Source organism: Italian clover phyllody phytoplasma str. MA1, assembly GCF_000300695.1.
GTDB lineage: Bacteria > Bacillota_I > Bacilli_A > Acholeplasmatales > Acholeplasmataceae > Phytoplasma.
Genome location: NZ_AKIM01000039.1, coordinates 1 through 2,309, shown reverse-complemented (window position 1 = coordinate 2,309; position 2,309 = coordinate 1). Strand labels below are relative to the sequence as shown.

Annotated in this window: 3 protein-coding genes; all 3 read right to left on the bottom strand. The window is 23.4% G+C overall.

From position 1 onward, the window contains the following. Nucleotides 1–167: 167 nt before the first annotated feature. Nucleotides 168–956 (bottom strand): HAD family hydrolase, encoded by a 789-nt coding sequence (locus tag RI01_RS02010; protein WP_017192995.1) that lies wholly within the window; start codon nucleotides 954–956, stop codon nucleotides 168–170. A 198-nt stretch (nucleotides 957–1,154) separates the two neighbouring features. Further along, entirely contained in the window at nucleotides 1,155–1,292 is a 138-nt protein-coding gene (locus tag RI01_RS03660) for a hypothetical protein (protein ID WP_161598044.1), read from the bottom strand. A gap of 132 nt (nucleotides 1,293–1,424) precedes the next feature. Further along, nucleotides 1,425–2,309 (bottom strand): Bax inhibitor-1/YccA family membrane protein (locus RI01_RS02005; protein WP_034735117.1); only part of this gene is annotated, 885 nt, incomplete at its 5' end.

Here is a 2,309-nt window from a genome sequence, read left to right as displayed (position 1 = left end):
CCTTTTAATTTAAAAAAATTTGTTATTAATAAAAAAAATAAATAAACATTTTTTCAAGCTTTATTGGATTACTCTTTAATCCCTTTTTTGAATCAAAAAAGCAGGAAACGCTTTGTATAAAGTTAAAAGATGTTTAAAATTGTTTTTTTCTAAAAAATAATGATATCTTATAAAATATGTTCTTCGTAAAAATCATACATTTTATCATCTTCTATATGAGGAGAAACAATATTAGCTGCTGCTTTTAATTTAGGATATAAACTATTTCCCATCGCAATACCGATATCAGCCGCTTCTAACATTTCAATATCGTTAGAACCGTCTCCCATACAAATCAATTGATGATCAGGATATTTTTCTTTAATTTTTTTAATTCCGTAGTACTTATTAACGCCTTTAACGGTTAAATCGATATGATTTTTCCATACACAAATATTGAAATAATCTAGATCTTTAAATAAAGGGGCGAATTTGTCTTTATCTACTCCTACCACGATTAAAAGATAAATTCTTTCTTTTAAGTAAAATTGGTTATCAATTTCAAAATCTAAATTTTTCTTATATTCTTGGACTAGGTTAATATCGCCTTTATTCTCATCAAAATATAAACCCGCTTCATTAATTCCTATACTAGTAACCATCATTTGATAGTTTTGAATTCTTTTATGAACTTCTTCAATATGTTCTGTAGGAATGGGAGATTCGTCTATAATTTTGCCATCAGAAATAGTTAAAGAACCGTTCATCAAAACAAAATATTTAAATAACGGTAATAATTCTTCAATAGCGTTTAAATTACGGTAATTTCTACCTGTTGCTATTCCTAAAATAGTATTAGGTATTTGAGATAATTTTAAAATTAATTTTTTGGTTTGTGGTAAAATGGCTTTTTTCTTATTACTATATAAAGTTTCATCGATATCGAAAAAAAATAATCTCTTTTTAATAGTTAACACCTCTTTTTCTTATCTTAAATAAATATAACAATTACTTATTATTATATCAAAAAAAAGATCATTTGGAAAAAGAAAGAAAGGATTAGAAAATATAAAAAGCAAAGAAAGGACCTTATTCTTGTGAAATTATGTTTAGCAAAAGGTGCTTAATAGGATATTAGCAATCAATCCTTATTTATCGGATAAGTTGAATAATAGTTATATATATGTGTGTTGATTATCAATAGGTTTGTTATGTAAGTGATCCAGATCGTTAAAGGAATATAACCAAGGATCTTCATTATGGTTTTGCTTGCTTAAATCAAAAGCAGTTCTGTTGCCATATAAATTAATCACTAAATCGATCACTTGTTTATGTTGAATTTATCTGTTTTTATTCATTTTATAATTAATTACTTTTTATTATTTTGTTAATTTTCAAAGATAAACACTATTTTCTTTTAGTGAGACCTAAACATTTTAAAATTCTTAAAATAATATTAACAAAGGCAAAAAAATTGAAAATACATTCATAAACATGAGACTAATAATAATATATTCATATTTTTTAGGAAATTCGTCTTGAACAAAAGTATCCAGACTTTCTAAATGAAGAACCCACATAAAACTTCCCAAAACTATTTGAAAACAAAAGAAAAATAAATGTATTATCATTATTAAGGTACTTGTTAAATTTATATCATTATTATTAAAAATTTGAAATGAAGTAATAAAAATACCACTTATATAAAAAATTATAAACATAATTTCAGTAATATAACGGAATTTGGGAGAAATTTTCAATTTATCAACATAATATAAATAAGATATAAAAATAATTATTAAAAAAGAAGCAAGAAATGGTATTAAAAATAAAAACAAAAATAAATTATTCAAAATAAAATTATTCTTAAGAAAGGCGCAATTTAAAATAAACAACAAACCTGCTTCAATAAAACCACACAAAAGAGCCAATAAAAAAGTTGTATACTTAAGTAAGGGGATGTAAAAATAAAAACTTATTGACCATAATATACCGAAAACAACAACAGATATCCATAAAGTCCAAAATATTTTTTTTTGTACGTCATCAAGATGTTCTTTGGCTTCTGACTCTTTTTCTTTGCCTTTTTGTTTTTGTAAATTATTGCGTTGTGAGTTTAATTCTTTTATCTCATTACGAAGTTCGTTTTTTCGAACTTCATTTTTTTCCTCTTTTAAATCTTTTCTTTTTGACTTTATTTCCTTTATAATATTTTCTTTTTTATTTTCAATTTCATAATAACGATATAAAAAAAATTTATCTATTTTATCTGTTTCCTGAAAGAAATAATAAAAAAACCACTTAATAAACTGGTAATTATTAAAAAAAAT